Source organism: Shinella sp. WSD5-1, assembly GCF_963942435.1.
Lineage (GTDB): Bacteria > Pseudomonadota > Alphaproteobacteria > Rhizobiales > Rhizobiaceae > Shinella > Shinella yambaruensis.
Window position 1 is genome coordinate 4529324 of the sequence record NZ_OZ012596.1, and the last position, 24770, is coordinate 4554093.

General features: G+C 66.7%; 22 protein-coding genes. 8 read left to right on the forward strand and 14 right to left on the reverse strand.

Features of this window, described 5'->3' with window-relative positions; genetic code table 11:
* Positions 1-143 precede the first annotated feature (143 nt).
* Both AABQ55_RS22255 and AABQ55_RS22260 read left to right on the forward strand, forming a co-directional pair.
* Positions 144-1799 carry a GMC family oxidoreductase gene (locus AABQ55_RS22255; protein ID WP_272806621.1) on the forward strand — a complete coding sequence of 552 codons (1656 nt, stop codon included), beginning with the start codon at positions 144-146 and terminating at the stop codon, positions 1797-1799.
* Positions 1800-1807: 8 nt separating this feature from the next.
* Positions 1808-2128 carry a Dabb family protein gene (locus AABQ55_RS22260; RefSeq protein ID WP_244768174.1) on the forward strand — a complete coding sequence of 107 codons (321 nt, stop codon included), beginning with the start codon at positions 1808-1810 and terminating at the stop codon, positions 2126-2128.
* Here AABQ55_RS22260 and AABQ55_RS22265 read toward each other — a convergent pair.
* From AABQ55_RS22265 to osmF, 4 genes are read right to left on the reverse strand one after another with little or no spacing between them, the layout of a single operon-like run.
* Positions 2125-2868: an ABC transporter permease gene (locus AABQ55_RS22265; protein WP_272806622.1), complete on the reverse strand. Its 744-nt coding sequence runs from the start codon at positions 2866-2868 to the stop codon at positions 2125-2127. The genes AABQ55_RS22260 and AABQ55_RS22265 overlap by 4 nt on opposite strands.
* Positions 2865-3803, reverse strand: a complete 939-nt coding sequence (locus tag AABQ55_RS22270) for an ABC transporter ATP-binding protein (RefSeq protein WP_272806623.1) — start codon at positions 3801-3803, stop codon at positions 2865-2867. The genes AABQ55_RS22265 and AABQ55_RS22270 overlap by 4 nt, the downstream gene beginning before the upstream one ends.
* On the reverse strand, positions 3800-4960 hold the full coding sequence (locus AABQ55_RS22275) for an ABC transporter permease (protein WP_272806624.1): 1161 nt from the start codon (positions 4958-4960) through the stop codon (positions 3800-3802). Before AABQ55_RS22275 ends, AABQ55_RS22270 begins: the two co-directional genes overlap by 4 nt.
* A 54-nt stretch (positions 4961-5014) precedes the next feature.
* On the reverse strand, positions 5015-5926 hold the full coding sequence (gene osmF, locus AABQ55_RS22280; protein WP_272806625.1) for a glycine betaine ABC transporter substrate-binding protein OsmF: 912 nt from the start codon (positions 5924-5926) through the stop codon (positions 5015-5017).
* A 323-nt stretch (positions 5927-6249) separates the two neighbouring features.
* On the opposite strand from osmF, the gene AABQ55_RS22285 reads away from it, so the two are divergent.
* Both AABQ55_RS22285 and AABQ55_RS22290 read left to right on the forward strand, forming a co-directional pair.
* Positions 6250-6720 (forward strand): DUF4126 domain-containing protein, encoded by a 471-nt coding sequence (locus tag AABQ55_RS22285; RefSeq protein ID WP_272806626.1) that lies wholly within the window; start codon positions 6250-6252, stop codon positions 6718-6720.
* Positions 6717-8090, forward strand: a complete 1374-nt coding sequence (locus tag AABQ55_RS22290) for an FAD-containing oxidoreductase (RefSeq protein WP_272806627.1) — start codon at positions 6717-6719, stop codon at positions 8088-8090. The genes AABQ55_RS22285 and AABQ55_RS22290 overlap by 4 nt, the downstream gene beginning before the upstream one ends.
* A 228-nt stretch (positions 8091-8318) precedes the next feature.
* Here the strand turns inward: AABQ55_RS22290 and AABQ55_RS22295 are convergent, their stop codons facing one another.
* The 10 genes from AABQ55_RS22295 to paaN all read right to left on the reverse strand — a co-directional run bounded on the left by AABQ55_RS22295 (position 8319) and on the right by paaN (position 21222).
* Positions 8319-10298 carry a copper amine oxidase gene (locus AABQ55_RS22295; protein ID WP_272806628.1) on the reverse strand — a complete coding sequence of 660 codons (1980 nt, stop codon included), beginning with the start codon at positions 10296-10298 and terminating at the stop codon, positions 8319-8321.
* A gap of 28 nt (positions 10299-10326) precedes the next feature.
* Entirely contained in the window at positions 10327-11733 is a 1407-nt protein-coding gene (locus AABQ55_RS22300) for an aldehyde dehydrogenase family protein (RefSeq protein WP_272806629.1), read from the reverse strand.
* A gap of 116 nt (positions 11734-11849) precedes the next feature.
* The gene (locus AABQ55_RS22305; RefSeq protein WP_272806630.1) at positions 11850-12776 is read right to left on the reverse strand and encodes a helix-turn-helix domain-containing protein; all 927 of its coding nucleotides are present in this window, start codon (positions 12774-12776) and stop codon (positions 11850-11852) included.
* 148 nt (positions 12777-12924) lie between these two features.
* Entirely contained in the window at positions 12925-14985 is a 2061-nt protein-coding gene (locus AABQ55_RS22310) for a 3-hydroxyacyl-CoA dehydrogenase NAD-binding domain-containing protein (protein ID WP_272806631.1), read from the reverse strand.
* Between the two features lie 4 nt (positions 14986-14989).
* Complete coding sequence (locus tag AABQ55_RS22315) at positions 14990-15691, reverse strand: ABC transporter ATP-binding protein (protein WP_133033620.1); 702 nt, start codon at positions 15689-15691, stop codon at positions 14990-14992.
* The gene (locus tag AABQ55_RS22320; RefSeq protein ID WP_272806632.1) at positions 15678-16463 is read right to left on the reverse strand and encodes an ABC transporter ATP-binding protein; all 786 of its coding nucleotides are present in this window, start codon (positions 16461-16463) and stop codon (positions 15678-15680) included. The genes AABQ55_RS22315 and AABQ55_RS22320 overlap by 14 nt, the downstream gene beginning before the upstream one ends.
* Positions 16460-17416 (reverse strand): branched-chain amino acid ABC transporter permease, encoded by a 957-nt coding sequence (locus AABQ55_RS22325; protein WP_272806633.1) that lies wholly within the window; start codon positions 17414-17416, stop codon positions 16460-16462. Before AABQ55_RS22325 ends, AABQ55_RS22320 begins: the two co-directional genes overlap by 4 nt.
* A 2-nt stretch (positions 17417-17418) precedes the next feature.
* Complete coding sequence (locus AABQ55_RS22330; RefSeq protein WP_244768161.1) at positions 17419-18291, reverse strand: branched-chain amino acid ABC transporter permease; 873 nt, start codon at positions 18289-18291, stop codon at positions 17419-17421.
* A gap of 70 nt (positions 18292-18361) precedes the next feature.
* Positions 18362-19513 carry an ABC transporter substrate-binding protein gene (locus tag AABQ55_RS22335; protein WP_272806634.1) on the reverse strand — a complete coding sequence of 384 codons (1152 nt, stop codon included), beginning with the start codon at positions 19511-19513 and terminating at the stop codon, positions 18362-18364.
* A gap of 47 nt (positions 19514-19560) precedes the next feature.
* Complete coding sequence (gene paaN, locus AABQ55_RS22340; protein WP_272806635.1) at positions 19561-21222, reverse strand: phenylacetic acid degradation protein PaaN; 1662 nt, start codon at positions 21220-21222, stop codon at positions 19561-19563.
* A gap of 101 nt (positions 21223-21323) precedes the next feature.
* Between paaN and paaG the strand changes: the two genes are divergently transcribed.
* The 4 genes from paaG to AABQ55_RS22360 all read left to right on the forward strand — a co-directional run bounded on the left by paaG (position 21324) and on the right by AABQ55_RS22360 (position 24691).
* Positions 21324-22112 carry a 2-(1,2-epoxy-1,2-dihydrophenyl)acetyl-CoA isomerase PaaG gene (gene paaG, locus AABQ55_RS22345; protein WP_272806636.1) on the forward strand — a complete coding sequence of 263 codons (789 nt, stop codon included), beginning with the start codon at positions 21324-21326 and terminating at the stop codon, positions 22110-22112.
* Positions 22109-22549 (forward strand): hydroxyphenylacetyl-CoA thioesterase PaaI, encoded by a 441-nt coding sequence (gene paaI / locus AABQ55_RS22350; RefSeq protein ID WP_272806637.1) that lies wholly within the window; start codon positions 22109-22111, stop codon positions 22547-22549. Before paaG ends, paaI begins: the two co-directional genes overlap by 4 nt.
* 41 nt (positions 22550-22590) lie before the next feature.
* Entirely contained in the window at positions 22591-23901 is a 1311-nt protein-coding gene (gene paaK, locus AABQ55_RS22355) for a phenylacetate--CoA ligase PaaK (protein ID WP_272806638.1), read from the forward strand.
* 193 nt (positions 23902-24094) lie between these two features.
* The gene (locus AABQ55_RS22360) at positions 24095-24691 is read left to right on the forward strand and encodes a TetR/AcrR family transcriptional regulator (protein WP_064331296.1); all 597 of its coding nucleotides are present in this window, start codon (positions 24095-24097) and stop codon (positions 24689-24691) included.
* Positions 24692-24770 lie beyond the last annotated feature (79 nt).

A 24770-nucleotide genomic window follows, 5' to 3' on the forward strand; every position in this document is an offset into this window, starting at 1 on the left:
CCCGCTCTCTCCCGCAAGCGGGCGAGGGAGACGAGAGGGCACGGCAAACTTCCTTCTCCCCGCTTGCGGGGAGAAGGTGCCGGCAGGCGGATGAGGGGCAATCTCAACCGGCCACGGCACCGAAACATCCTGAGGACCAAGGCATGACCTACGACTACATCATCACCGGCGCGGGACCGGCCGGCTGCGTGCTGGCGAACCGGCTCTCGGAAGATCCTGACGTGCGCGTACTGCTGCTGGAAGCCGGCGGCGGCGACTGGAACCCGCTGTTCCACATGCCGGCGGGATTTGCCAAGATGACCAAGGGCGTCGCCAGCTGGGGCTGGGAGACCGTGCCGCAGAAGCACATGAAGGGCCGCGTGCTGCGCTATACGCAGGCGAAGGTCATCGGTGGCGGCTCCTCGATCAACGCACAGCTCTATACCCGCGGCAACGCCGCCGACTACGACCTCTGGGCCAGCGAGGACGGCTGCGAGGGCTGGAGCTACCGGGAGATCCTGCCCTATTTCAAGCGCGCCGAAGACAACCAGCGCTTCGCCGACGACTACCATGCCTATGGCGGCCCGCTCGGCGTTTCCATGCCGGTCTCGGCCCTGCCGATCTGCGACGCCTATATCCGCGCCGGCCAGGAGCTCGGCATCCCCTACAACCACGACTTCAACGGCCGCCAGCAGGCCGGCGTCGGCTTCTACCAGTTGACGCAACGGAACCGCCGCCGCTCCTCCGCCTCGCTCTCCTATCTCTCGCCGATCCGGGACCGGAAGAACCTCACCATCCGCACCGGCGCCCGTGTCGCCCGCATCGTGCTGGAAGGAACGCGCGCCGTCGGCGTCGAGGTGGCCACGGGCAGTGGCGTCGAGACGATCCGCGCGGATCGCGAGGTGCTGGTCTCGTCGGGGGCCATCGGCTCGCCGAAACTGCTCCAGCAATCCGGCATCGGCCCGGCCGACCACCTGAAATCGGTCGGCGTCCCGGTCAGGCACGACCTGCCGGGTGTCGGCTCCAACCTGCAGGACCATCTCGACCTCTTCGTGATTTCCGAATGCACGGGCGATCACACCTATGACGGCGTGGCGAAACTGCACCGCACGCTCTGGGCCGGCCTGCAATATGTGCTCTTCCGCTCCGGTCCCGTCGCCTCCTCGCTCTTCGAGACGGGCGGCTTCTGGTATGCCGATCCCGATGCGCGCTCACCGGACATCCAGTTCCATCTCGGCCTAGGCTCCGGCATCGAGGCGGGCGTGGAAAGATTGAAGAACGCCGGCGTGACGCTGAATTCGGCCTATCTGCACCCCCGCTCGAAGGGCACGGTGCGCCTTTCCTCCGCCGATCCCGCCGCCGCGCCGCTGATCGACCCGAACTACTGGGAGGACCCGCACGACCGCACAATGTCGATCGAAGGGCTGAAGATCGCCCGCGAGATCATGCAGCAGGCCGCGCTGAAGCCCTATGTAATGGCCGAGCGCCTGCCGGGGCCGAAGGTCGTCACCGACGAGGACCTCATCGACTACGGCTGCGCCAACGCCAAGACCGACCACCACCCGGTCGGCACCTGCAGGATGGGGACGGGAGCCGACGCCGTCGTCGGGCTCGATTTGAAGGTGCACGGGCTTGACGGATTGCGCGTCTGCGACAGTTCCGTCATGCCGCGCGTTCCGTCCTGCAACACCAATGCGCCGACCATCATGGTGGGCGAGAAGGGCGCCGACATCATCCGAGGCCTGCCGGCGCTGCCCGCCCAGGTCTTCCTGCATGAACGCAACGACGCGCGCCCGCGCGCCCGCGCCAACATCCGGTAGGTAGAACCATGATCCGTCATTGCGTCTTCATCCACTTCAAGCCGACCATCTCCGCCGCCTACAAGGCTGAACTCTTCAACGAGATCGACGCCCTGAAGGATCGCCTGCCGGGCATGCTCGCCGTCCATATCGGCGTGAATGTCAGCCCGGAAGCAGGCATGGACAAGGGGTTCAGCGACGGCTTCATCGTCGATTTCGCCGACAGTTTCGCGCGGGACGCCTATCTGGAGGACCCGGAGCACAAGCAGACGGGCGCCCGGCTCGTCACCGCCGCCGAAGGCGGCATCCAGGGCATCCTCGTCTACGACCTCGAAACCGAAGATCGCTAGACCCGTCCCGCCCGGCGCGACAGCACCCGTTCGAGGGCGGAAAAGCCGTCATAGATCAGCACCGCCAGCACGGCAACGACGAGGCCGCCCTGCAGCACGAAGGCGAGGTTGTTCGATTGCAGCCCGGCGATGATCACCTCGCCGAGCGTCTTGGCCGCCACCGTGGAACCGATGGTGGCGGTGGCGAGGCTGATGACGACGGAGAGGCGGATGCCGGCGAGGATGACCGGCAACGCCAGCGGCAGCTCCACCCGGGTAAGCCGCTGCCAGGCGGTCATGCCCGTGCCGCGCGCCGCCTCCGTGACGGCGGGCGGCAGGGTGGAAAGGCCCGTCATGGCATTCTCGAAGATCGGCAGCAGGCCGTAGAGGAAGAGCGCGATCAGCGTCGGCTTCTCGCCGAAGCCCACGGCGGGCACGGCGAGCGCCAGCACCGCGACCGGGGGAAAGGTCTGGCCGATATTCACGAGGCTGCGCGACAGCGGCAGGAATTCCGCGCCGATCGGCCTTGTGACGAGGATGGCGAGCCCGACGGCGACGACGGTCGCGGCGAGCGTCGCGGCGAAGACCGTGGCAAGGTGCGAGAGCGTCAGCGACAGCAGGCTGCCCTGGTTGTAGACGGCCGGCGCATTGGCCTGCACCAGCGGTTTCAGCAAGGGTTCGAAGAGCGCTGGCTGGACGAGAAAGGCTATGAGGACGAGGAGTGCCGCCAGCCGCAGGAGATTGGGCAGGAGCCGTGTCATTGCGGCCTCGCGGCGCGGCGGGCAAGGCCAGCAAGCGTGACGCGGCCGAGCCGGGCGCCATCCGCGCCGACGACCGGCAGGGCCTGCCGGCCGGACCAGAGCAGGGCGGACAGCGCATCGCGCTGGCTGGACGCCGCGGCGATCGGCTCGCCCTCCGCCTCGCCGGCCTCCGCCGCATCCGCGACGGCGCCGATCGACAACAGCCGGAAGGGCCGCTCGCTGGCGCCGATCAGCGTCTCGACGAAATCCGTCGCCGGATTCACCAGCATCTCCTCCGGCGCCGCATATTGCACGATCCTGCCCTTGTCCATGACGGCGATGCGGTCGGCGAGGTGGAAGGCCTCCTCCATGTCATGGGTGACGAGCACGATGGTCGTGCCGAAATGCTTCTGGATCGCCAGCAGGTCATCCTGCGCCTTGGCCCGGATGACCGGGTCGAGCGCGCCGAAAGGTTCGTCCATCAGGAGGATGTTCGGCTCGGCGGCGAGCGCCCGGGCAACGCCGACGCGCTGCTGCTGGCCGCCCGACAGTTCATGCGGATAACGCGGACCAAAGGCGGCGGGATCGAGCTGGAACAGCGACAGCAGCTCCTTCACCTTTGCGGCGATGCGGGATTTCTCCCAGCCGAGCAGGGTCGGCACGGTGGCGATGTTCTCCGCGACGGTGCGGTGCGGGAAAAGGCCGTGGCCCTGGATGGCATAGCCGATGCGGCGGCGCAGCTCGTAGCCGGGGATGGAGCGATTGTCGGCGCCGTCGATCAGGATCGTTCCGGAGGTCGGTTCGACCAGACGGTTGATCATGCGCATCAGCGTCGTCTTGCCGGAACCGGATGTGCCGACGATGACGGTGATCGTGTGCGGCGCGATCGTCATCGAGACGCTGTCCACGACCGCCGTCTCGCCATAGCGCTTGGTAATGCTGTCGATCTCGATCATGCGGCCCTGCCGGGTTTGCGGTTGGAAAGTTCGGTTGCGGCATCGAGCACGATCGCCGCGGCGAAGGCGAGGGCCACGGTCGGCACCGCACCGAGCAGCACGAGGTCCATCGCTGTCTGGCCGATGCCCTGGAAGACGAAGACGCCGAAACCACCCCCGCCGATCAGCGCCGCGATGGTCGCAAGGCCGATATTCTGCACCAGCACGATGCGGATGCCGGTAAGGATGACGGGGAAGGCAAGCGGCAGCTCGACGCGAAAGAGGCGCTGGCCATCCGTCATGCCGATGCCGCGGGCGGCATCATTCGCATCGCGCGGCACGCCGGCAAGACCGACCACCGTGTTGGCGACGACCGGCAGCAGCGAATAAAGGAAGAGCGCGATGAAGGCCGGCGCCGCGCCGATGCCGCGAATGCCAAGCGCCGCGGCCCCCGGCACATGGACGGCGATCCAGCCGAGCGGGGCGATCAGTAGGCCGAAGAGCGCGATCGAGGGGATCGTCTGGATGATGTTCAGCACGTTGAGCACGCCGGCGCGCAGCGCCTCCACCCGGTGGCAGAGGATGCCGAGCGGCAGGCCGACGAGCGTGGCGGCGACAAGCGAGCCGAGCGCCAGGACGACATGGCGGCCCGCTTCCAGCCAGAAGCTGTCGGCCCGGCTGCCATATTCCTTGAGGATCGACAGCCCGTCCCAGGCGCCGGACATCAGAAGCCCCGCGGCAGCCGCGGCGACAGCGGCAAGCAGCGCGACCCGGGCGAGCGGCGAAAGCCGGAGCCGCGCCAGCGCATCGGCCGTCAGCAGCGCGAAGGCAAAGCTCAGCAGCCAGAAGCCGGAGGCTGGCGAGACGCGAGCATAGGTGTTTTCCGACGGCGTGAGGTGGCGGGCGGAAAGGCCGACGAGGATGGCGAGCGCCAGCAAGGCGGCAAGCCCCAGCAGCAGCCGGAAGACCGTCGGCGTCTTCAATACGACGACAACGATGGCGATGACGGCAAAGCCGAGCAGCGTCGCGCCGAGCCCGGCGGGAAGCGCCTCCAGGATGCCCCGCGCCTCGCCGGGCACGATGCGGTTGGCCCGAAAATTGGCGAAAGGCGCCAGAAAGGCGCCATAGGCCAGCAATGCGGCGATCACCACGCCGAGCTTGTCGATCCGGAACGTCATGAACGCCTTTCGAGGAGAGGTCCTCCGCCCGCAGGGGCGGAGGACAACCGCGCCTTACTTGATGAAGCCGTTCTTCTTCAGGAAGTCCTCGGCAACGGCCTTGGCCGGCTCGCCGCCGACCTGGACGCGACCGTTGAGATCCTGCAGCGTCACGAGATCGAGCTTCTCAAAGACGGGCTTCAGGATCTCCTCGATCTGCGGATTGGCCTTCAGCACCGCCTCGCGGATGATCGGCGCCGGCTGATAGACCGGCTGCACGCCCTTGTCATCTTCCAGAACCACGAGGCCCGACGGCGCGATGCCGCCATCCGTGCCATAGACCATGGCGGCATTCGCACCGTTCGTCTGGTTGGCGGCCGCCGCGATCGTCGCGGCCGTATCGCCGCCGGAAAGCGTGATGAGCTGTTCCGGCTTCAAGGTGAAGCTGTAGGTCGTCTGGAAGGCCGGCAACGCCGCGGCCGAGTTCACGAATTCGGAGGAAGCGGCAAGCACCACCTGGCCGCCATCAGCGACATATTTGCCGAAATCGCTCAGGGTCACCAGCTTGTTCGGCTCGGCGACGTCCTTGCGCAGCGCGATCGCCCAGGTGTTGTTGGCAGGGGACGGCGTCAACCAGACGAGCTTGTTGGCGTCGAAATCGAGCGTCTTGGCCAGTTCATAGGCCTTGGCCGCGTCCTTCCAGGCGGGGTCCTCGGCCTTTTCGAAGAAGAAGGCGGCATTGCCGGTATATTCCGGATAGATGTCGATCTCGCCGGCGATGATCGCCTGGCGCACGACCGGCGTCGCGCCGAGCTGCACGCGGTCCGTCGTCTCGATGCCGTTGGCATTCAGCACCGAGAGGATGATGTTGCCGAGCACGCCGCCCTCGGTATCGATCTTCGAGGAGACGACGACCTGGGCCTGGGCAGCACCGGCCGCAAGCCCGAGGGCCAGAGCTGCTCCGAGGAATTTGACGACTGGACGCATGAGATAACCCTTTCGTTCTGTGCGGGAAGCCATGGCGGCATTTTCACCACGTTTGGGAAAGCCAGTCCCGGCAAAGCATTTCATATATGGCAGTCAATCGCAAAAAATAGACTGCGCCGCACCGACAGGACATGCCGTTTGTTGCAACGCTCAAAGCGCTTTCAAGATTGCGCGAAGCGACAGCCTTTTGCAACAGAAACGCGTTGCAATTGCCGGTCGCATCCGACACTCTCGCCTTGGCCCGCCTCATTTTCCGATACCGCATCTCATCCTTGCCGGGAAACCATCCCGGGCCGATGTCCGGCGCAGATCTGTGAGGGACAATGAGCATTTACATTCTCGCAGTGCTGATCGGCGTCGTGGCGGGGCTGCGCGCGATGACGGCACCGGCGGCCGTCAGCATCGGGGCGGCGGCCGGCTGGCTCCCCGTCTCCGGCACATGGGCCGCCTTCCTGGCCTATCGCTTCACGCCCTATGTCTTCGGCGCCCTCGCCCTCGTCGAGTTCGTCACCGACCAGCTGCCGGGCACGCCGAGCCGCAAGGTGCCGCAGCAGTTCGGCGCGCGCATCGTCAGCGGCGGGTTCTGCGGCGTAGTGCTCGGCACCATTGGAGGGTCGATGATCGGCGGGCTCGTCGCCGGCGTCATCGGCGCGGTCATCGGCACGCTCGGCGGCTATGAAACCCGCAAACGCCTCGTCGCGGCCATCGGTGGCAAGGATCTTCCCATTGCGCTGCTGGAAGACGCCGTCGCCGTGCTGCTCGGCCTCTTCGTCGTTTCGTCGGTCGTGCCATGAAGCGGTTCGACGCCATCATCATCGGCGCGGGCCAGGCCGGCCCGTCGCTTGCCGGCCGGCTGACCGCCGCGGGAAAGACGGTCGCGCTCATCGAGCGCAAGCATGTGGGGGGCACCTGCGTCAACACGGGCTGCATGCCGACCAAGGCCATGGTCGCCAGCGCCTATGCCGCCCATCTTGCCCGCCGCGGCGCCGACTACGGCGTGGTGACGGGCGACGTCTCCATCGACTTCGCCAGGGTGATGGCCCGCAAGGACAAGGTGCGCTTCGATGCACGCAGGAGCAACGAGGACTGGCTGGCTGGCATGAAGGGCCTCACCTTCATCCGCGGCCATGCGCGCTTCGAAAGCCCGACCGAGATCCGCGTCGGCGAGGAATTGCTGTCCGCCAGACAGATCTTCCTCAATGTCGGCGGCCGGGCCGTCGTGCCGGATTTTTCAGGGATCGGAGACGTGCCGCATCTCGACAATGTCTCGATGATGGAGCTGACCGAGGTGCCGAAGCACCTCATCATTGTCGGCGGCAGCTATATCGGGCTGGAATTCGCCCAGATGTTCCGCCGCTTCGGTTCCGAGGTGACGGTCGTCGAGAAAGGGCCGCGGCTGATCGCCCGCGAGGACGAGGATGTCAGCGCCGCCGTGCGCGACATCCTCGAACGCGAGGGCATCGCCATCCGCACGGGGGCGGAGTGCATCCGCTTCTTCAAGACCGGAGACGGCGTCGGGGTGGGCGTCGACTGCACGGCGGGCGCGCCCGAGATCCCGGGCTCCCATATCCTCCTCGCCACCGGCAGGCGGCCGAACACCGACGACCTCGGCCTCGACAAGGCAGGGGTGGCGACGGACAGGCGCGGCTACATCACCGTCGACGAGCGACTGGAAACCAGCGTGCCCGGCATCTTCGCCATGGGCGACTGCAACGGCCGCGGCGCCTTCACCCACACGGCCTACAACGATTTCGAGATCGTCGCCGCGAACCTCCTCGACAACGAACCGCGCAAGGTGAGCGACCGCATCCAGACCTATGCGCTCTACATCGACCCGCCGCTCGGCCGCGCCGGCATGAGCGAGACGGAAGCGCGCAAGACCGGCCGCAAGCTGCTGGTCGGCACAAGACCGATGAGCCGCGTCGGCCGCGCCAAGGAAAAGGGCGAAACGCTCGGCTTCATGAAGGTGATCGCCGATGCGCAGACGAAGGAAATCCTCGGCGCCTCCATTCTCGGCACCGGCGGCGACGAGGCGGTGCAGGGCATCCTGGACGTGATGTATGCGGGCCGGCCCTACACGACCATCACGCATGCCGTGCACATCCATCCGACCGTCTCGGAGCTGATCCCGACGGTTTTCGGCGACATGCAGCCGGTGGAGTGAGGCGGCTTGGGTAGGTGGGCCAAACACCTTGCGTTGGAGCCGAGGGCGCCCCCTCATCCCGCTGCCGCGACCTTCTCCCCGCAAGCGGGGCGAAGGGGCAAGAAGCAAAGTTTTCCTCCCTCAATAACGCCGCTATCTTGGGAAACCGGCGCAACACCCCCTTCGCCCCGCTTGCGGGGAGAAGGTGCCGGCAGGCGGATGAGGGGCATCGCCTGCCGGCACCGGTCCTTACTTCTTGCGCAGCGTCAACGCCGGGTTATGGGCGAAGAAGTTGTGCGGCATGATGTGCACGGTCTTCCACTCGGTCGACATGACCGGCCAGTCCTCCATGCGCGGAATGTGGTGGAAGCCGGCGGAGAACCAGGTGACGATGTCCTTGCCCATCAGGTTCTGGTCCTTCTTGACCCATTCGGCGAGCGTATCCGAGCCGTCGCTCTGCATGGCGAACTTGCCGCCGGCATAGCGCTGTTCCGGATCGTAGACCGTGTTCCAGACCGAATATTCGATATAGGCGTTGCGCTTCATCGGCGGGTCGTTGGCATAGTCGTAGGGACCGTAGGCGACGCTGCCGTGATGGATCATCCAGCCGGGCTCATGGCCGAGATAGCCTTCGCGCGACGGGTTGGAGATGTGGAAGTAGCGCGGCTGCATGGCCGAGAGCTTGTAGCGCGCCTCCATTTCGGTCTTCGGCATGTTGTGCTCGACCGTCCACATCGACTTGCGCGGGCTCGACGCATCGAGCTTGGCCGGCACGATGTCCATGGTCGAGAAATGGTTCACCGGCTGGTCGACGTCGAAATCGATGCGGAAGTTGAAATAGTGGTCGTGGTTGGCGGCCACGAGGTTCGGCGCGATCAGCGTACCGTAGGCCGTGTCCGCCTTCGCCGTCGCATCCTTCATCGAGGCCGAGGCGACGCCCTTTACCGCATCGAGGCCGGTCGCGCCGACATAGATGTTGATCTGGCCGTTCTGCTGCAGGCGATAGTCGATGAGATAGTCATAGTTGCCGACCTCGGAGGCCGTGCGCACCACGAGTTCCGTCGCCGGGCGGCCTTCCGCCGGCACCGGGGTTTCCGGCGTCTGGGCGAAGACCTCGAAATGGCGCCAGGCCGGATCGCCGATATTGCGCTCGAAGACGCAGATCGCATCCGGGATGACGAGCGGCGAACCCTTGTCGTCGGCGATCGTCGCCGGCAGGAAGGTGGCGTGCGAGGGGCAGTCGATGCCGGCGCGCAGCGGGCTCAGGAAGAGGCCGAAGCCGTATTCCCCGCTGTCCATGTAGGTGCGCCAGTACCAGCCCTCCGTCGGGTCCATATAGGGCACGAAGACCTCGGAAAGATGCGCCTGGTAGATGACCGAGCGCCAGATGCCGTTATCGTTGACGTCGAGATTGGAGACGACGAGGCCCGGGCGCTTGTCGACGCGGAAGTTGAAGCGCCAGATGTCCCATTCGACATGGCTGCCGTCGATCCTGTAGTTCGGCCCGCCGTCCTGAACGAGCGTGACGGGCTTCATTTCCGGGCGGAGCGGCAGGCGCGCGGCGACCTCCTCTTCCGTATAGCCCCAGCTATCCTTCGGCGCCTGTTCCACGACACCGGTGTCGATGACGCGCTGCACCTCCTTCTTGCCGATATCGTAGATGGCGAAGAGGCCCTCGATCGGCTTGGCATAGAAGTTCGAACCTTCGGGCACCTGGTAGCACGGCACCTTCATCAGGCGGGAGTTCCGGTATTCCTCGGTGAAGAAGTTACCGCCCGTCAGCGGCAGGCAGAAGGCCTGCTCGGGCTTCAGGCCCCGCTTTTCAAGCCCCGCGATCATGTCCGGATGGCCGAGCGCGCCTTCCAGCGCGTTCATGAACTCGGTGAACAGCACCATCGGCTGGCCGGCCGTCTTGCCATTGCTCTCGACCGTGCCCTTGGAGATGTTGACGACCGCCTCGTTGAAGCCGTCGGCGCTGGTGAAGTAGACCGTCGCCTTGCGGTCGAGGCTGTCGCCTTCCTTCCAGGCAAGCACCTCGGCCTTGGCCGGCTCCTTTAGCTCGATCAGCGGATAGAGCGTGTCGTCGTCCGCCACCTTCTGCTCGCGCAGAATCTGGTTGATCTTCTGGTATTCCTCGGCCGTCAGCCCGTCGAGCGGATGGGCGGCGGCCGCGCCGGCAGCAAGGCCGAGCGCAAGTGCCGTCGTGGCCAGATGTTTCGTCAGTCTCATGATCGTTCCCTCTTTTCGTTTGCTTGTGTCAGGCAAAGACCACCTGGATGTCGGTGTATTCGGCGAGCCCCTCTTCGGCGAACTCGACGCCGATGCCCGAGGCCTTCACGCCGCCGAAGGGCACGTTCGGCTGGATGGCGCCGTGCTTGTTGATCCAGACGGAGCCGCAGGCGAGACGCCCGGCCACCGCCTTCGCTACCGCGACATCGGACGACCAGACCGAGCCGCCGAGACCATTCGGGCTGTCATTGGCCAGCCGGATCGCCTCTTCGACGTCGGAGTAGCGGATGATCGGCAAAGCCGGCCCGAACTGCTCCTCGTCGACCAGCGCATCGCCGTTGCGAAGGCCGGCGATGATGGTCGGCGGGAAGAACAGCCCCTCGCCCGGTTCTCCCCCGAGCAGCACCTTGCCCCGCTCCTTCGCATCCGCGACGAGGCGCGAAACCTTGTCGAACTGCATGCGGTTCTGGATGGGGCCGAGGATGCTCGCCTCCTCCATTCCGTCGCCCACCTTGATGCCCCGCGCATAGGCGACCAGCGCCTCGCAGACCGCATCGTGGATGGTGTCGTGCACATAGAGCCGCTTCATCGCCGCGCAGGTCTGGCCATTGTTGATGAAGGCGCCCCAGAAGAGGCCTTCGGCGATCGCCGCCGGATCGGCATCGGGCAGGACGATGCCGGCGTCGTTGCCGCCGAGTTCCAGCGTCAGGCGCTTCATCGTGTCGGCAGCGGACCGCATGACCCTCTGGCCGGTGGCGCAGGAGCCGGTAAAGACGATCTTGCTTATATCCGGATGCGCCGACATGGCGGCACCGAGATTGAAGGCCCTGTTGTCGCCGGTCACCACGTTGACGACGCCCGGCGGCAGCACCTCGTTCATGATCTCGACCAGCCGCAGGGTGGAAAGCGGCGTATGGGGCGAGGGCTTGACGACGACCGTGTTGCCCGTGCGCAACGCCGGCAGGATATGCCAGACGGCGATCATGACCGGGAAATTCCACGGCGTGATGGAGCCGACGACGCCGAGCGGCTTGCGGGTGAGCTCCACCCGGCCCTGCTCGTTGTCCTGCAGCACCCGCGCCGGCAGCGAGAGCCCGGTCGTGTAACCCGCCCAGGCGACGGCGCCGCCGACCTCCCAGCGCGAGCCGAGGCCGTTCAGCGGCTTGCCCTGTTCGAGCGTGATGATCTCGGCAAGCTCGCCGGCATGTTCCTCGATCTTGGCCGTCACCGCCGCGCAGGCAGCCTGCAGGGCAGCATCCTCCTGCGTCGACCACGAGGCGAACGCCGCCTTGGCGACCGAGACCGCCGCATTCAGCTCCGCCCCGCCCATGTTCGGCGCGCGGCCGACCTCCTTGCCCGTCGCCGGGTTGAGAACGGCGAAGTCCGCGCCGACGGGCGCTGGTTTGCCACCGATGGTAGCCTTGAATTCCATCATGTCCGCCTCCTCCATGAACGTCCCGCCTCCTCCGGCGGGGACATATGGTGGCAGAGATTAGAGGGACATGGCGCGCCGGACTTGGACGGCACCGTCCCGCCTTTTGGATAAAAGCGTCAATGGCAGCGGGCGACCGCGCCCGGCGTCATGCCGTATTTCTTGCGGAACTCGCGATAGAAATAGGAAAGGTCGTTGAAGCCGCAATCGAAGGCGACAGCCGTGACGCCTTCCGCCGCCTGCTCCCCCTTGCGGGCGGAAAGCCGCGCATGGGCAAGCTCCAGCCGGCGGTTGAGCAACCGATGACCGGGCGTCTCGCCAAGCGGCCGGAAATGCCGCTGCAGCATGCGCTCCGAAACGTTGAGGCGGACGGCCAGCTCGCGCGGCCCGAAGCCCGGATCCGCGCGGTGGCGATCGATCATCGCGAGCGCCCGCGACAGCAGCGTCTCGGCGGGCGCGGCGGCGCCGGTGACGCGGGTCGAATGCAGGTAGGCGCCGAGAAGGCAGAGGAAGGCTTCGCCGAGCTGCGCCTGCGCGCCCTCCTCCAGCAGCATTTTCGCGATGACCGCGCGCATGGCCAGCCAGAGAGGATCGTCGCGCGAGATCGAAAGCCCGCCGGTGCACGGCGTGCCGAAGCGGTGGAGCATCTCGTCGCGTGGGATGTGCAGCGACACCTGGTTCGAGCGCTCGCCGCGATAGAGGAAGGTCGAGGGCCTGACGGAATCGACGAGGAACATGTCGCCGGGCGAAAGCTCCGCGACCTGGTCGCCCTGCTCGACGCGACAGTGGCCGGCATCCTGCACCAACAGGAAGAAATATTCGCCGGGGTCCTGCCGGATGGAGCGGGTGTTGCGCGCAACCTCCGAGGCATCGAGCGCGACGATGGCCGTATCGAAGGGACCGACGCGCCGCGTCGTGACATCGCCATTGACGACGCCTGCCCGCCCCGTCGGCTCCAGGTCGAAGGAGCCGCAGACCCTCCTGATCTCCGCCTCGAGAATTTCTACCGGCACCGGCTTGTGTCCCGGCGTCATCAGCGACTGCATCGTGCCCTCCCCGGCTCTAGCAGAAAGCCTGTTCTCCCAAAACTATCTCACCACAGTCCGCGTCGCTTGCCTATCGCCGGAAGCCTTTCCCATCTGCGAAACACGCAATCTTTTCACCCTTCCGCAAGGCAGTCCTGCCCGAGTTGCCTTACCCGGCAAGCACCGAAAAGCCGCCGGCCTCCGCCGCCCGCCGCAGGCTATCGCCGGGCGGTTCGGCAAGGCCATCCGCCGCAAGACGATCCAGCACCGCCACCACCGCGGAAAGCCCCCGCGCCTCGGCATGGTGCATCGGCCCACCGCGCCAGCGCGGGAAGCCGTAGCCATGGATCTTCACGAGATCGATATCGGCGGCGCGGAGCGCCACGCGCTCTTCGAGGATGCGCGTCGCCTCGTTGACCATGGGCAGGAGAATGGCGTCGACGATGCCTGCCTCGTCCCATGTCCGCTGCACCCGGCCCTCCGCCGCCTCGGCGATGATCGCGGCCACGGTTTCGGAGGGTTTCGGCGCACGGTCGCCCGGCTGATAGTCGTACCAGCCGCCGCCGGTCTTCTGGCCGTAGCGCTCAAGGGCGCAGAGCCGGTCGGCAACGGGCGCGAAAGGCGTCTCGCCCCGCTCGCGCGCCGCCTTGCGCTGAAAGGCGGCGATGTCGAGACCGCCGAGATCCTGTGCCTCGAAAGGTCCCATCGGCAGGCCGAAGGCCCGCATGGCGGCATCGACCGCCGCGGGCGTCGCACCCGACAGCAAAAGCCGCTCGGCCTGCGCCCGCGTCACCTTCAGGATGCGGTTGCCGATGAAGCCGTCACAGATGCCGGCGCGCACCGGGATCTTGCCGAGCAGGCGGGCGAGCGCGAAACCGGTCGCCAGCACCTCCGGCGCGGTCGCCTCCGTCGGCACGATCTCCAGGAGCTTCATGATCTGCGCCGGGCTGAAGAAATGCAGGCCGAGGAAGCGTTCCGGATGGCTGACGCCTTCGCTGATCGCGTCGGGATCGAGATAGGACGTGTTGGTGGCCAGAACCGCATCCGGCCGGCAGACCGCCGAGAGCCTTTCGAAGACGGCGCGCTTGACGGCAAGATCCTCGAAGACCGCCTCGATGACGAGGTCCGTATCGGCCAGCAGGCCGTAATCATCGCCACCGGTGACGCCGGCCACGCGCTCGTCCGCCACGGCCTGCGGGATGCGGCCGCGCTTCACCGAGCCTTCATAGATGCCCCGCACATTGGCAAGCCCGCGCTCGACGGCCGCCGCGTCGCGCTCGATGAGGACGACCGGCAGGCCGGCATCGCGCAGCGCCGCGGCAATGCCCGCGCCCATCGTGCCACCGCCGATGACGGCGGCCGAGCGGATGGCGCGCGGCGTGACGCCGGCAAGCTCCGGCGGGCGCGGCGCGGCGCGCTCGGCAAAGAAGACATGGCGCAGCGCCGCTGCCTGCTCCGAGCCGCGCAGTTCGAGGAAGGTTTCCCGCTCGAAGGCCATGGCGCTGGCGAAATCCGTCTCGCTCGCCTTCCGCACCGAGGCAAGCGCCCGGAGCGGTGCGGCTTCCCGCTTCGCCTTGCCCGCCACGACCTTTTCGGCACTCTCCCAGAAACCCGCCTCTACGGGGGCGACGGTACGGCCGGAGATCGGCTGCGGCCTGGCCTTGCCGGCAATGGCGTTCGCAAAGGCAATTGCGCCGGCCCGCAGGTCACCATCGACAACGGCATCGATCAGGCCGAGCCCTTCCGCCTTCTTCGCACCGACCGGGCTGCCGCTCGTCACGAGGTCGACGGCAGCGGCCGCGCCGATCAGCCGCGGCAGGCGAACCGTGCCGCCCGCGCCGGGGATGATGCCAAGCTTGACTTCCGGCAGGCCGAGGCTGGCGCTGGGAACCGCCACGCGCCAGGCGCAGCCGAGCGCCACTTCGAGCCCGCCGCCGAGCGCGCTGCCGTGGATCGCCGCAACCCAGGGCTTGCTTGCACCCTCGATGGCCGCCACCACGTCCGGCAGATGTGGCGGCTGCGGCGGCTTGCCGAATTCGCTGACATCCGCCCCGGCGATGAAGGTGCGGCCGGCGCAGATCAGGACGACGGCCTTCACCGCCGCGTCCGCATCGAGCGTGGCGACAGCCTCGACGAGAGCCTGGCGCAGCGCCTGCGAGAGCGCGTTGACGGGCGGATTGTCGACGGTGACGACGGCGATGGCGTTTTCGCGGGCGATGGTGACGGTCATGGTCTCATATTCCCAGATAAGCGGCGCGGATGCGTTCGTCGGCGATGAGTTCTGCAGCAGGCCCGGACATGGTGATGCGGCCCGTCTCCATGACATAGCCGCGATCGGCGACCGAGAGCGCGCCGAACGCGTTCTGCTCGACGAGCAGCACGGTGACGCCGAGCGCCTTCAGGCTCTTCACCACGTCGAAGATCTGCGCCACGAGGATGGGGGCAAGGCCCATGCTCGGCTCGTCGAGCAGCAGGCAGGAAGGGCGGCCCATCAGCGCGCGGGCGATCGCCAGCATCTGCTGCTGGCCGCCGGAAAGGCCGCCGGCCGCAAGGTTGCGCTTCTCCTTGAGGATCGGGAACATGGCAAAGGCGTCGTCCCGGTCCCGTTCCACCTTGTCGTCGGAAAAGAGATAGGCGCCGAGGCGCAGGTTCTCCTCCACCGTCAGGTTGGTGAAGATCTGTCGCCCCTCGGGCGACTGGGCGAGCCCACGCCGCACGCGGGCATGCGCCGGCACCGTCGTCAGCGCCTCGCCGCGAAAGACGATGGACCCGGCCGAGACCGGCTGGATGCCCGAGAGGCATTTGAGCAGCGTGGTCTTGCCGGCGCCGTTCGCGCCGACCACCGTGACGATCTCGCCGGAGGCCACGTCGAGGTCGATGCCGTGCAGCACCTCGATGCGGCCGTAGCGCGAACGCAGTCCTTCAACCGTCAACATTTTGCGCCTCCGCCGCCTGGGCACCCAGATAGGCCTCGATGACGCGCGGATCGCGCGCGATCGAAGCCGGCTCGCCCTCGGCGATCTTCTCGCCATGGTCGAGCACCACGATATGGTTGGAAATGCGCATGACCATCTTCATGTCGTGCTCCACAAGCAGGATCGACACGCCCTCGGCCGCAACCTTGGCGATCAGGTGGTCGATCTCCTCCGTCTCGACGGCATTGCAGCCGGCGGCCGGCTCGTCGAGCAGCAGCACGCGCGGTTTCAGCGCCAGTGCGCGGGCGATCTCCAGCCGCTTCAATGCACCATAGGAGAGCGAGCCCGCCTCCTGCTCGGCGGCCCGGCCGAGGCCGACGCGGTCGAGCAGCGCACGCGCGCTCTCCTCCGACGCCCTGCTGCGGCGGCGCGCGGCGGGCAGCGAAAAGAGATCGGCGAACACCGAGCCGCGCTCATGCAGGTGATGACCGGCGACGGCGTTTTCCAGCACGCTCATCGACTGGAAGATCTGCAGGTTCTGAAAGGTCCGCGACAGGCCGCGCCGGGCGAGTTGATGCGGCGGCATGCGCGTGACGTCCTCTCCATCGAGTGCGACACGCCCGCGCGCAGGGGCGTAGACGCCCGAGATCATGTTGAACAGCGTCGTCTTGCCGGCGCCGTTCGGGCCGATGACGGAGACGATCTCGCCGGGTTTCAAGGAAAAGCCGACATCGTTGACGGCACGGACACCGCCGAAATCGATCCCCAAGCCTTCGATCTGAAGCAGGCTCATTCTGCCCTCCCCCGGATGCGGCGCGCAATCGAGGGCAGGAGGCCCTCGCGCATGAAGATCATGACCAGCATCATGACGAGACCGAGCATGAGCTGTTCGTATTCCTGGAAGACCGTCAGCACCTGCGGCAGCGTGGTGAGGATCGCCGCGCCGAGGATGGCGCCGAGCACCGACCCCGCCCCGCCGAGCACCGCCATGGTGACCATCTCGATCGAATGCATGAAGCCCGCGACATCCGGCGTGATGAACTTGTTCTGCAGCGCCAGCAGCGAACCCGACACCGAGGCATAGACCGCCGACAGGACGAAGGCGACGAGCTTGTAATAGGCCACATCGACGCCGACCGTACGGGCGGCGACCTCCGACCCGTGCAGCGCTCGGAGCGCCCGGCCGGTCGGGCTGTGGTAGAGGTTGAGCGCCAGCCAGGCGCCGACGACCAGCACGAGACCGGAGAAGGCGTACCAGAATTCGGTGTTGGAAAGATCGATGCCGATGGCCTTCAGGACGGCGCGAAGACCAAGTTCCGGCACCGCCATGCCGTCCGGCCCGCCGGTGAGCTGCGCCTCGTTGGAGAGCACCATCGAGACGAGAATGCCGAAGCCGAGGCTGGCAACGGCGAGGTAGTAGCCCTTGAGCCGCAGGATCGGCCGGCCGACGAGGAAGGCGATGGCCGCGGAAAGCGCCGCGCCCAGCACCGCCGCGAGCGCGGGATGCAGGCCGAGATGGACCGGCGCCAGCGCACAGGCATAGGCACCGATGCCGGCAAAGCCCGCATGGCCGAGACTAATCTGGCCGGCATAGCCGATGAGGATGACGAGACCCGTCACCGCAAGCCCGTTGACGAAGATCAGCGAGCCGACGCGAAAATAGTAGGAGGACGGGAAGAAGACCGGCGCGATCGCGATGACCGCGGCGAGGATGAGGAGCGTGGTTGCCTTGCTGGAGAGCCGCATGATCACACCCGATCCGTCGACTTGCGGCCGAAAAGGCCCTGCGGCATGGCGAAGAGCACAGCGAGGATGACGACGAAGGCGGCCGCGTCCTTGTATTGCGAGCTGATATAGCCGGCCGTCATCGCCTCCAGGATGCCGAGCAGCAGGCCGCCGACGAGCGCGCCCTTGGGATTGCCCATGCCGCCGAGCATGGCGGCGGCGAAACCCTTCAGCGCCAGCGCCAGCCCGACATCGTAGCTCGTCAGCGTGATCGGCGTCACGAGCACGCCGGCGAGCGCGCCGATGGCGGCGGACATGGCGAAGGAGAGCGTCATCACGTAGTTGGTGTTGATGCCGACGAGCTGGGCCGCGATGCGGTTGTTCGCCGTCGCCAGCACCGCGCGGCCGATCAGCGTGCGCGTGAAGAACAGCCAGAGACAGAAGAAGATCGCGAGCGCGCCGGCAATCACCCAGAGGCTCTGCGGCAGGATGGTCGCGCCGCCGATGAGGATCGGCTGGTCACCTGAAAAGGCCGGGAAGCGGTGGATCTGCTTATCGAAGACAAGCTGCGTCGCGCCGCGGATGAAGATCGAGGCACCGATGGTGATGATGATCAGCGAGACGACGGGCGCGCCCCGCGCCGGCTCGATCGCCAGTTTGTTGAGCGCGACGCCGATACCTGCCGTCGCGATGATGGCGATGAGCGCGGCAAGCGGCAGCGGCAGGCCCGCGGCATGCGCGAAGAAGGTGATCATGCCGCCGAGCATGACGAACTCGCCCTGGGCGAAGTTCACGACGTCGGAAGCGTTGTAAATGATCGTGAAGCCGAGCGCGACCAGCGCATAGACCGCGCCGACCGTGATCCCGGAGAGTAGGAATTGCAGGAGTTCGGGCATGAATGCCTCCGCTTCGCGCGCGACGGTTTCCGCCGACCCGCCGCCTCATGGCGCGGGCCGGCGGGCTCGATTACTCGACGATCTTCCAGCCGCCCTTTTCGATCTGAAGCATGCGGAAGGCCGACAGGTCGAGGCCGAGATGGTCCTCCGCCGTCATGGTCACCGTGCCGGTCGTGCCGACCAGGCCGGACGTGCCTTCGATCGCGTCGCGGATCGCCGACGGCTCGGTGCTGCCCGCCCGCGTGATCGCGTCGACGAGGATGCGCAGCGCGTCATGGGCGTAGCCGCCGAAGGTCGAGACCGGCTTGCCGGTCGCCTTCTCGTAAGCGTCCTTGTAGGCGACGACGACGGCGCGCTGCGGATCGCTTTCCGGCAGGAGGCCCGCGACGAGCAGTGCCGTGCCCGGCAGGCGCACGCCTTCGGCGGCCTCCGCGCCGGCAAGCTCGATGAAGCCATCCGAGGCGACACCATGCGACTGGTAGAGCGGCAGGCCGACGGCGAGCTGGGCATAGTTGCGCGTGACGATCGCCGGACCCTGGCCGAAACCGGGGTTCAGCACGGCCTGCACGCCGTCCTTGCCCTTGATGTTGGTCAGCTGCGGCGTCATGTCGGCATCGGTCGGGCCATAGGTCTCGTCGGCCAGGACCTCGATGCCATAGTCGCCGATGATCTCCAGGCACTGCTTGCGCATGGAGGCGCCGAAACCGTCGGAACCGGAGATCAGGCCGATCTTGCTGATGCCGGCCTTCTTCATGTCCTCGAAGATCTTCGCGCAGGCCATACGGTCCGTGTGCGGGGTCTTGAAGGTGAAGGGGCGGACGGGATCGATAATCTCGATGGCGCCGGCAAGCGAGATGAACGGGATTTCCGCATCCTCGAAGACCGGGATGATGGCCATGGAGGTGCCCGTCGTCGTGCCGCCGATCACGGCGACGACTTCGTCGTCCTCCACCAGGCGGGTGGCGAAGGTGCGCGCCTTGTTCGGGTCGCCGCCATCGTCATAGACGATGAGGTCGATCTTCTCGCCATTGACGCCGCCGGCCGCATTGATCTCCTCGACCAGCATCTTCAGCGTCTTGGCTTCCGGATCGCCGAGGAAGGAGGCGGGGCCGGTTTCCGAAAGGGTCGCGCCGATCTTGATATCGGCAAGGGCCGGCGCGGCAAAGCCGAGGACGAGCGCCAGCGTGCCGGCGAGCGCGGTGGTGGTGAGCGAAAATTTCATGTCGGTTTCTCCTCCCAACAAAGACAAAAGATTGACGCGTAGACTCCTCACGCCGCCGCGGGGCGGCGCCACATCACCACGCGGAACCGGTTCGCGACGAAGGCCGCATCCGTCAGGCTGGCATTGCCCGCCGGATTGGCACCGGTGACGTGGAAATCGCTGAAGGCGGCGCTCTGGTTCACGTAGATGCCGCCGGTCAGGTTGACAGAAAGATTGACGCCAGCCACGGCGAAACGATCGGCGGCCGCAAGGATCTGCGCCTCGTCCGTCGCGTAGAGGGCAGCCGTGATGGCACCCTTGCGCTCGGCGAGCGCCGCGGCACGGTCGACGCCGTCCGCTGCGTCATCGACCGCGACGACGAAGGCGATGGGGCCGAAGCGCTCCTCCGCATAGGCGTCCGTATCCGCCGCATCGACGGCGAGGATCAGCGGCGTGGCGGTGCGGGCACCGTCGAGGCCTTCGACGGGCGCGGAGTCGCGCACGATGCGCCCGAGCGGCCGCGATGTGGCAATGCGGGCGAGCGTCGCCGGATTGGCGATGGCCCCGCAGATGCCGGCCGCACGCACCGGATCGGCAAGCAGGCTATCGACGGCAGCGGCGATGCCGGCCGCGACCGCGTCGAAGGACTTGTGGCCCTCATTCGTCTCAATGCCGCCACGCGGCACGAAAACATCCTGCGGCGCCGTGCACATCTGTCCGGAATAGAGCGAGAGCGAGAAGGCGATGTTGCCGCACATGCCCGCAAAATCGTCCGTCGCGCCGATGACGATCGAGTTGACGCCGGCCTCCTCGGTGTAGACATCGGCGCTGCCGGCGTTTTCACGCACCCAGGCGCCGAAGGTGTTGGAGCCGGTATAGTCGACGATAGCGACGGCGGGGTGCTGCACGAGCCCCCTCGTGATCTCGGCGCCGGGCGCATCGGCGGCGAGCAGCACGATATCGGCCGCAAACCCTTGCTCCACCAGCACCTGGCGCGCGATTTCGACGGTGATGGCAAGCGGCAGGATCGCCGCCGGATGCGGCTTGACGATGACGGTGTTGCCGGTCGCGAGGCTGGCGAAGAGGCCGGGATAGCTGTTCCAGGTCGGGAAGGTGTTGCAGCCGATGACGAGGGAAACGCCGCGCGGCACGATGCGCCAGTGCTTTTCCATGACGATCGGCGCGCCCTTGCCCTGCGGCTTGGTCCAGGTCGCCTGCGCCGGTATGCGGGTCATCTCGGCATAGGCATAGGCGACGGCCTCGAGGCCGCGATCCTGCGCATGCGGGCCGCCGGCCTGGAAGGCCATGGCGAAGGCCTGGCCCGTCGTGTGCATGACGGCGTTCGCCATCTCGAAGCTGCGGGCATTGAGGCGGGCAAGGATTTCGAGACAGATGCCGGCGCGCGTCTCCGGCGAGGCGGCGGCCCACTGCGGGGCGGCCGCGCGCGAGGCCATGACCAGCATGTCCGCGGAGGCGGCGGGATAGGTGATGCCGAGGGCAGGTCCGTAAGGCGAGACTTCCGCACCGACGCGCCCCTCGGCCGGATGATCGGCAAGATCGAATTCGGCATCGAGCCGTGCCCTGTAGGCGGCAAGGCCATCGTCCTTTGCCGTCTCGCCGTATATCCTGCCGCTCGGCACTTCGGGATAGACGGTCCAGAAATCACGCTTGGCGGCCGCTTCGATCGCGGCAGTCAGCGTCGGGCGATGGCGCTCGAAAAGTCCGGTCATCTCTGGCTCCTCCCAGTCAGTGCTTTTATAATTGACTGACCGGTCGGTTTATGCAAGAGTTTTTTTACGGTCGCCGCTGGGAAGGGCGACAGGGAGGAACCATGACCACTTCCGACACCATTCTGTCGGCGCTTGCCGATGGCGTTCTGAGCCTCACGCTGAACCGCCCGGACAAACTCAACGCCTTCAACGACGAGATGCACCTTGCGCTGCGCGCCGGCTTCGAGCGCGCCCATGCGGACGAGGCGGTGCGCGCCGTGCTGCTGACCGGCGCCGGCCGCGGTTTCTGCGCCGGCCAGGATCTCGGCGACCGCGACCCGAAGAAGGGCGTGCCGGACCTCGGCCACACGATCGAGACCTATTACAACCCTCTGCTGCGCCTCATCCGCAGCCTGGAAAAACCCGTCATCTGTGCCGTCAACGGCGTCGCCGCCGGCGCGGGCGCCAACATCGCCTTTGCCTGCGACATCACGCTCGCCGCCCGCTCCGCCCGCTTCATCCAGGCCTTCGCCAGGATCGGCCTCGTGCCGGATTCCGGCGGCACCTGGAGCCTGCCGCGCCTGATCGGCGAAGCCCGCGCCAAGGCGCTGGCGCTCACCGCAGAGCCGCTCGGCGCGGAAACCGCCGCCGACTGGGGCCTCATCTGGCGCGCCGTCGACGACGATACGCTGATGGAAGAGGCGACAGCGCTCGCCATGCGCCTCGCCGCCGGCCCGACCAGGGGTCTCGGCATGACGAAACGCGCCATCCAGGCCGCCGCCACCCATTCGCTCGACCAGCAGCTCGACCTCGAACGCGACCTGCAGCGCGAGGCCGGCCGCAGCGCCGATTACGCCGAGGGCGTTTCCGCCTTCCTTGAAAAGCGCAAGCCGGAATTTTCGGGCAGATGAGCGCCGCCGGGCTCTCTCCCCAAGCGCTCGCCGAAGCCTGCGCCAAGGCGATGTGGGACGACGACAACGCCACCCGCCATCTCGGCATGGAGCTCGTCTCCGTCGCCCCCGGCGAGGCGGTCATCGCCATGACCATCGCCGAGATCATGACCAACGGCCACGGCACCTGCCACGGCGGCTACATCTTCACGCTGGCGGATTCGGCCTTCGCCTTCGCCTGCAACACCTACAACCAGCGCACCGTCGCCCAGCACTGTTCGGTGACCTTCATCGCACCGGCCTTCCGGGGCGACCGGCTGACCGCGACGGCGCAGGAGGTGTCGCGCCGAGGACGCGGCGGCATCTACGACATCCGCATCACCAACCAGGAGGGCGAGCATGTCGCGGAGTTCCGCGGCCACTCGCGAACAGTCAAGGGCACCCATCTGCCGGAGTGAGGCAGAGGGCACATCATCCCGCATTCTCGGAGGAGATTTTCATGGAAGACCTGTCCCCCCGCCCCGGAGATCTCGAAGCGATCGAGACGGCCTCCCGCGACGAGATTTCCGCGCTGCAGCTCGATCGCATGAAATGGTCGCTGACCCACGCCTACGAGAACTCGCCCTTCTACCGCCAGCGCTTCGACGAGGCCGGCGTGCACCCCTCCGACCTCAAGACGCTCGCCGATCTCGCAAAATTCCCCTTCACCACCAAGAAGGACCTGCGTGACACCTATCCCTTCGGCATGTTCGCCGTGCCGCGTGAAAAGCTCACGCGCATCCACGCCTCGTCGGGCACGACCGGCAAGCCCACCGTGGTCGGCTATACCCAGAAGGACATCGACACCTGGGCGACCGTCGTCGCCCGCTCGATCCGCGCCGCGGGCGGCCGGGCCGGCGACATCGTGCATGTCGCCTATGGCTACGGCCTCTTCACCGGCGGCCTCGGCGCCCATTATGGCGCCGAAAAGCTCGGCTGCACCGTCGTGCCGATCTCCGGCGGCATGACGGAGCGCCAGGTGACCCTGATGCAGGATTTCAAGCCGCGCATCATCATGGTCACGCCCTCCTACATGCTCTCCATCCTCGACGAGTTCCGCCGCCAGGGCGTCGACCCACGCGAAAGCTCGCTCGCTGTGGGCATCTTCGGCGCCGAGCCATGGACCAACGCCATGCGCGAGGAGATCGAGCAGTCCTTCGACATGCACGCCGTCGACATCTACGGCCTGTCTGAGGTCATGGGCCCGGGCGTCGCCAATGAATGCGTCGAGACCAAGGACGGCCTGCACATCTGGGAGGATCATTTCTACCCGGAGATCATCGATCCGGTCACCGGTGCGGTGCTGCCGGACGGCGAGATCGGCGAACTGGTCTTCACGACGCTCACCAAGGAAGGCCTGCCGATCATCCGCTACCGCACGCGCGACCTGACGCGGCTCCTGCCCGGCACCGCCCGCTCCATGCGCCGCATGGAGAAGATCACCGGCCGCTCCGACGACATGATGATCCTGCGCGGCGTCAACGTCTTCCCGACGCAGATCGAGGAACAGATCCTGAAATGTCGCGGCCTCGCGCCGCATTTCCAGATCGAGCTGACCCGCTCGGGCCGCATGGACAACATGACCGTGCATGTCGAATGCACGCTGGAGGCGGCCGACGAGGGGGCCCGCGCGGGATCGGCAAAGGAGCTCGCCCACCATATCAAGAGCGTGGTCGGCGTCTCCACGAAGATCACCGTGCACGAGCCGGGCGGCGTCGCCCGCTCGGAAGGCAAGGCGAAACGGGTGGTCGACAACCGCCCGAAGGAATGAAGTGCCGGACAGGACAGTTCCAGCAGGAGTGCGGGAAACGGTTTTGCGTCCGGAGTTGTGTAGAAACAAAGAGATAGGATATCTTCCCCGTTAGAAGACGGATGAAGAGGCCCTATTCCGGCACCGGGTTGACTGTGTATAGGGAGGGCGGCCACCCTCCCGGAAGCAGCCGGGCAAAGCAAAGCAGGATAAAATGGCACGCACGCGCGCAGTTGATTTCGAGGAAAAACAGCGCGGCATTCTCTCGAGTGCCGCCGCGGTCTTTGCCGAGATGGGCATGGAGAAGGCCTCCATGTCGATGATCGCCTCGCACAGCAATGTCTCCAAGGCGCTGCTCTATCACTACTATCCGAGCAAGGACGCGCTGATCTTCGATATCGTGCGCACCCACCTCACCGAACTCGAAAGCGCGATAGAGGCCGCCGACCGCCCTGACCTTGCCCCGCAGGAGCGGCTGCGCCTCCTGGTCAAAGCCGTCCTGGCGAACTACGAGGGCCGGGACAACGAGCACAAGGTGCAGCTCAATGGCACCAGCGCGCTCTCGCAGGAACAGCTTTCCGAATTGCAGGCGATCGAGCGGCAGATCGTCAAGCGCTTCTCCGGCGTCATCCGCGACATCAACCCGGACCTCAACAAGGACCGCCCGCTGCTGATGCCCGTCACCATGTCGCTCTTCGGCATGATGAACTGGGTCTATATGTGGTTCCGCCCGAACGGGCCGGTGACGCGCGACGAATATGCGGACATCGCGACGACGCTGATCCTCGAAGGCGTCAAGGCTGTAACCTGAGGCTTACGCATCGCACCTCACCAAAACCTCCTACCTCTCTTTCGTCACCCTCGGGTCAAGCTTGAGGATGACGTGGTAG